The sequence below is a fragment of the Actinosynnema sp. NPDC059335 genome, from assembly GCF_042752395.1.
Taxonomy (GTDB): Bacteria; Actinomycetota; Actinomycetes; order Mycobacteriales; family Pseudonocardiaceae; genus Actinosynnema.
Window position 1 is genome coordinate 32,821 of sequence record NZ_JBHYXZ010000082.1, and the last position, 4,792, is coordinate 37,612.

At 75.0% G+C, this 4,792-nt stretch carries 7 protein-coding genes; 4 read left to right on the forward strand and 3 right to left on the reverse strand.

The genetic code is table 11. From position 1 onward, the window contains the following. Window positions 1-175: 175 nt before the first annotated feature. Window positions 176-382: a heavy-metal-associated domain-containing protein gene (locus tag ACFXGA_RS24250; protein ID WP_378091344.1), complete on the reverse strand. Its 207-nt coding sequence runs from the start codon at window positions 380-382 to the stop codon at window positions 176-178. 28 nt (window positions 383-410) lie between these two features. Beyond that, complete coding sequence (locus ACFXGA_RS24255) at window positions 411-692, reverse strand: metal-sensitive transcriptional regulator (protein ID WP_378091346.1); 282 nt, start codon at window positions 690-692, stop codon at window positions 411-413. Between the two features lie 630 nt (window positions 693-1,322). Here ACFXGA_RS24255 and ACFXGA_RS24260 point away from each other — a divergent pair. The 4 genes from ACFXGA_RS24260 to ACFXGA_RS24275 all read left to right on the forward strand — a co-directional run bounded on the left by ACFXGA_RS24260 (window position 1,323) and on the right by ACFXGA_RS24275 (window position 4,539). Then, window positions 1,323-2,000: a response regulator gene (locus tag ACFXGA_RS24260; RefSeq protein ID WP_378091348.1), complete on the forward strand. Its 678-nt coding sequence runs from the start codon at window positions 1,323-1,325 to the stop codon at window positions 1,998-2,000. Continuing rightward, on the forward strand, window positions 2,000-3,361 hold the full coding sequence (locus ACFXGA_RS24265; RefSeq protein ID WP_378091350.1) for an ATP-binding protein: 1,362 nt from the start codon (window positions 2,000-2,002) through the stop codon (window positions 3,359-3,361). The genes ACFXGA_RS24260 and ACFXGA_RS24265 overlap by 1 nt, the downstream gene beginning before the upstream one ends. A 36-nt stretch (window positions 3,362-3,397) precedes the next feature. After that, window positions 3,398-3,604: a hypothetical protein gene (locus tag ACFXGA_RS24270; protein WP_378091352.1), complete on the forward strand. Its 207-nt coding sequence runs from the start codon at window positions 3,398-3,400 to the stop codon at window positions 3,602-3,604. A 131-nt stretch (window positions 3,605-3,735) separates the two neighbouring features. Continuing rightward, window positions 3,736-4,539, forward strand: coding sequence for an alpha/beta hydrolase (locus ACFXGA_RS24275; RefSeq protein ID WP_378091353.1), 804 nt, complete (start codon window positions 3,736-3,738; stop codon window positions 4,537-4,539). A gap of 4 nt (window positions 4,540-4,543) precedes the next feature. Here ACFXGA_RS24275 and ACFXGA_RS24280 read toward each other — a convergent pair. After that, window positions 4,544-4,792 (reverse strand): hypothetical protein (locus ACFXGA_RS24280; RefSeq protein ID WP_378091355.1); only part of this gene is annotated, 249 nt, incomplete at its 5' end.

Consider the following 4,792-nt stretch of genomic DNA (forward strand, 5'->3'; position numbering starts at 1 on the left):
CCGCACCGTAGGCTGAGAGCTTCGCTGATGTGTTCATCAGGTCCTCGTGAATGTTGGAGCCCGCCTCGCGGCGGGGTCCGGTTCGGCCGCTGTGCCGTTGGTGCTCGTGCGACGCCACCGGGTACCGCCGGTGGTGCCGCGGTCGTGCCGTGCCGTGTCGTTCCCGGCGGCCGGTTCAGCCGGCGAGCGCGTAACCCGCCTCTTCGACGGCCGCGCGCACGTCCGCCTCGGCGACCGGGGTGTCGCTGGTCACCTTGACCGCGCCGGTCGGCAGGTCGACGTCCACACCGGTCACGCCGTCGATCTTGGTGACCTCCTCGGTCACGGACGCCACGCAGTGCCCGCAGGTCATGCCGGTGACGGTGAAAGTGGACTCGGCCATCGTGGTGCTCCTCGTTCGTCGGTCGGTTTCAGGACCGCACCAGGCGGGCGATCGCGTCGCTCGCCTCGCGGACCTTGGCGTCGGCGCCCTCGCCGCCCTCCGCGAGCGCGTCGGCGACGCAGTGGCGGAGGTGGCCGTCGAGCAGGCCCAGGGAGACCGCCTGCAGGGCCTTCGTGGCCGCCGCGATCTGGGTCAGGACGTCGATGCAGTACTCGTCGTCCGCCACCATCCGCTGCAACCCGCGGACCTGGCCCTCGACCCGGCGCAGGCGCTTGAGGACGTCGTCCTTGTCCGAGGTGTACCCCCGCATGTCCCACTCCCTTCGGCCGCTCGCCGCGTCCCGGCGTGGCGCCGTCACCGGTATTCATACCCCCAGGGGGTACCTGAGTCAACCGGGGGGCCGGGCCGGGTGACGGCGATCACGTGCCGACGGGACGGTGGCCGCACCCTACCCCCGTACTGTATCGGAGCCGGGGTGCGGCGACGCCGCCGGAAGGTCGTCCGGACAGGACGGAACGGTGCCGTTTCGCCTGGTGGCGGACCGCGGTCGGTCAGTCGGCGCAGCGGAAGCAGGAATGGGGCCCGACGGGCCGGGCAAAACCCCGCCACCCGGCGGCGACCGCGTCGGCCCACAGCGGTCTCCACGTCGCGTCGGTCCGGTCGTGCGCACGTCCGCAGTGGTCGCAGATGAGGACGAGCTGGGACACGTCGTGGTCACCGGGGATGGCCGTCACAGCGCGGGTACCGACTTTCCTCGTCGGGGCGGGGCGCCGCCGGCCGCGGGAGGCCGGCGGGTCGTGCACCCGGCGATTGTGGTGGCGACCCGCGCCGGGGCGGCCCGGAACCACCGCGCCGAACCTTGCGATCATCTTGCGAAACCTGCGCGGGGGGTGGCGGTCGGGCAGTCTGGGTGCCACCCCGACACGAGGATCCCGAACCGATGGACTTGTCCGTACTGCTGGTCGAGGACGACGAGCACATCCGCCAGGCGCTGGGACTGGCCCTGGACGACGAGGGCTTCGCGGTCAGCGGCGTGATGTCGGGCGAGGAAGCGCTCGACCTGCTGGAGACCGCCACGTTCGACGTGGTGCTGCTGGACCTCATGCTCCCCGGCGTGGACGGCCTGGAGGTGTGCCGCACCCTCCGGGCGCGCGGCGACCTGCCGATCATCATCGTGACCGCGCGGGCGGACGACGCGGACGTGATCGAGGGCCTGGAGGCGGGCGCGGACGACTACGTGACCAAGCCGCTGGTGGCGAGCGTGCTCGCGGCCCGGATCCGGGCGTTGCTGCGGCGGCGCGGCGGGGCCCGGCAGACCGAGGTGATCCGGATCGGCGAGCTGGAGATCCGGCCGGACGTGGGCACGGTGCAGCGCGGCGGGCGCGAGGTCCACCTGACCCGCACCGAGTTCCGGCTGCTGGTGGAGCTGGCGTCCGCGCAGGGCCGGATCGTGACCCGGGAGCAGCTCCTGCAGCGCGTGTGGGGCTACGACTACTTCGGCGACACGCGCCTGCTCGACGTGCACATCCGCAGGCTGCGCCGCAAGGTCGAGGCGAACCCCGACGAGCCGACGCTGGTGGTGACCGTGCGCGGGGCGGGCTACCGGATGGACCCGTGATGCCGCGGTTCTCGCTGCGCTGGCGGGTCGCGCTGGTCATGGGGCTGGGCTCGGTGCTGCTGACCAGCGCGGTCGCCGCGGCGATCTGGAACCTCACCTCCGGGTACATGCTGCGCCAGCGGGAGCAGAGCGCGGTGCGGCAGGCCGAGGTCAACGTCCGGCTGGTCGACGCGGCGCTCGGGGCCGGCTCGGACGGGCTGACCGGGCTGCTGACCGGCCTGACCACCGGCCCGGACTCCACCGTGCTGCTGTTCCACGGCGGCCAGGTGCTCACCAGCGGGCGGCAGGTGGACGCGCGGGTGCTGCCCCGGCGGCTGGTCGACCTGGGCCGCGCGGGCACGCCCGCCGCGCAGCGGCTCGTCGCGGACGGCATCCCGGTGCTGGCCGTGACGCTGCCGATCGGCTCGACCGACGGCGCGTACGTCGAGCTGGCGCCGCTGGCGCAGCTGGACCGCACGTTCCGGTTCCTCAGCGCCCTGCTGGTGGCGGTCACCGTGGCCAGCGGCCTGCTCGGGGTCGCGTTGGGCTCGTGGGCGAGCCGGCGGGCGCTGCGCCCGTTGACCGCCCTGACCAAGGCCGCGTCCCGGATCGCGGGCGGCGACCTGGGCGCGCGGCTGCCCACCCAGACCGACCCCGACCTGACGTCGTTGGCGAGGACGTTCAACGCGACCGCGGACGCGTTGGAGCAGCGGGTGCGGCGCGACGCGCGGTTCGCGGGCGACGTGAGCCACGAGCTGCGCTCGCCGTTGACCACCATGGTCAACGCCGCCGAGGTGCTGCGCCGGCGGCGCGCCGAGGTGCCCGGGACCGCCGGGCAGGCGCTGGACCTGCTGACGTCCGAAGTGGACCGGTTCGCGCGGATGGTGGTGGACCTGCTGGAGATCTCCCGCACCGACCAGCAGGTCGACGACCCCACGCTGGAGACGATCGACCTGGTCGCGTTGGTGCGCAACGTGGTGGCGGCCCGACCGGGCGGCCCCGTACCGCTGGAGACCGGCTCCCCGCCGCCGCAGGTGCTGGGCGACCGGCGGCGGCTGGACCGGGTCGTCGACAACCTGCTCGACAACGCCGAGCGGCACGCGGGCGGGGTGGTCCGCATCGGGGTGTTCTCGCAGGGCGGCAAGGCGCGGATCGAGGTGGACGACGCCGGCCCGGGGGTGCCGCCGGAGCTGCGGGAGCGCGTCTTCGACCGCTTCGCGCGCGGCGCGCGGGCCGGGCGGCGGGGCGCGGACACCGGCAGCGGGCTGGGGTTGGCGCTGGTCGCGCAGCACGTGCAGCGGCACGGGGGCGCGGTGTGGGTGGAGGACCGGCCGGGCGGCGGCGCGCGGTTCGTGGTCGAGGTGCCGGAGGGCGCGCGATGAAGCCGGAGGGTGCGCGATGAAGCCGGAGGGTGCGCGATGAAGGTCGTGGCGGTGTTGCTGGCGGTGTCGCTCCTGGTGAGCGCGTGCGGCGTGACGACCCAGGACGAACCGCAGCCGTTGGTCACGTCCACCGCCAACCCGGTGCCGACGCCGACGCTCACCCAACGGCCGGACCCGACCACGTCCTCGTCCGCCGACACGCCCTCGACCACCACCGGGCCGACGCCGACCACCTCGCCGTGACCCCTGCGCCGGGCCGCCGGGGGCCGACCGCCCGCCCACGCCCGCAACGCCGAACGGGCGACCTCGCCACGGCGCACCTGATCGACCGCCCGGAGCGTCGCGGCAGCGGCACGGGCGCGCATGATGGTCGGGTGCGCAGGCGCGTGTTGTGGGGGCTCGCGGTGGTCGCCATCATCGTGGTCGTGGTGTTCGGCGGCGCGTTCGCGTTCCAGCGCAAGCTGGTGTTCCTGCCCTCCGGCGGTCCGCTGCCGGCCGCGTCGGAGGTGCTCGACGGCGGCCGGGACGTCACGGTGACCACCGGCGACGGGCTGCGGCTGGCCGCCTGGCACTTCCCGGTCGACCGGTCGCGCGCCACCGTGCTCGTCGCGCCCGGCAACGCCGGGAACCGCCTGCTCCGCGCCCCGCTCGCCCGCGCCCTCACCGCCCGCGGCCTGTCCGTCCTGCTGCTGGACTACCGCGGCTACGGCGGCAACCCCGGCGACCCGACGGAGGCCGGCCTGGCGCTGGACGTGCGCGCGGCCCGCGAGTTCCTGGTCCGGGACGCGGGCGTGCCGCCCGACCGGCTGCTGTACCTCGGGGAGAGCCTCGGCTCGGCGGTCGTCGCGGAGCTGGCCGCCGAGCACCCGCCGGCGGGCCTCGTGCTCCGCTCGCCGTTCACGGACCTCGCGGCCGTGGGCGCGCGGCACTACCCGTTCCTGCCCGTCCGGTGGTTGCTGCTGGACGAGTTCGCCACCGAGCGGCACGTGGCGCGGGTGGACGCGCCGGTCACCGTCGTCTACGGCACGGCCGACTCGATCGTCCCGCCTGAGCAGAGCCGCGCGGTGGCGCGGGCGGCGGGCGGGCGGGCCGTCGAGGTGCCCGGGGCCGACCACAACGACCGCGTGCTGCTCGACGGCCCCGCCCTCCTCGACGCGGTCACCGACCTCTCCGGCTGAACGGCTACCAGACGTCGTCCGACGTCGGCCCGTCGTCGGGCAGCGGCACGACCCGGTGCTGGTCGGCCACGTCCGCCGGGTCCGCCTCGGGCACCTCCGGCTCCGGCTCGGGCCGCGCCCGGCCCACCGCGGCCTCCTCGTCGACGACCCCGGCGTCGGTCTCCGGCTCGGCGGGGCGCAACTGGTCCGGGACGTCGTTCCAGGGCTTCTCCAGGCTCATCAGCGTGATCCTCCACAACGGCGCGGGCAGGAC

Excerpts from the sequence above, each read along its gene's own strand:
- ACFXGA_RS24265 (WP_378091350.1), top strand. The coding sequence starts at position 2,000 with ATGCCGCGGTTCTCGCTGCGCTGGCGGGTCGCGCTGGTCATGGGGCTG.
- ACFXGA_RS24270 (WP_378091352.1), top strand. The coding sequence starts at position 3,398 with ATGAAGGTCGTGGCGGTGTTGCTGGCGGTGTCGCTCCTGGTGAGCGCG.
- ACFXGA_RS24260 (WP_378091348.1), top strand. The coding sequence starts at position 1,323 with ATGGACTTGTCCGTACTGCTGGTCGAGGACGACGAGCACATCCGCCAG.
- ACFXGA_RS24250 (WP_378091344.1), bottom strand. The coding sequence starts at position 382 with ATGGCCGAGTCCACTTTCACCGTCACCGGCATGACCTGCGGGCACTGC.
- ACFXGA_RS24255 (WP_378091346.1), bottom strand. The coding sequence starts at position 692 with ATGCGGGGGTACACCTCGGACAAGGACGACGTCCTCAAGCGCCTGCGC.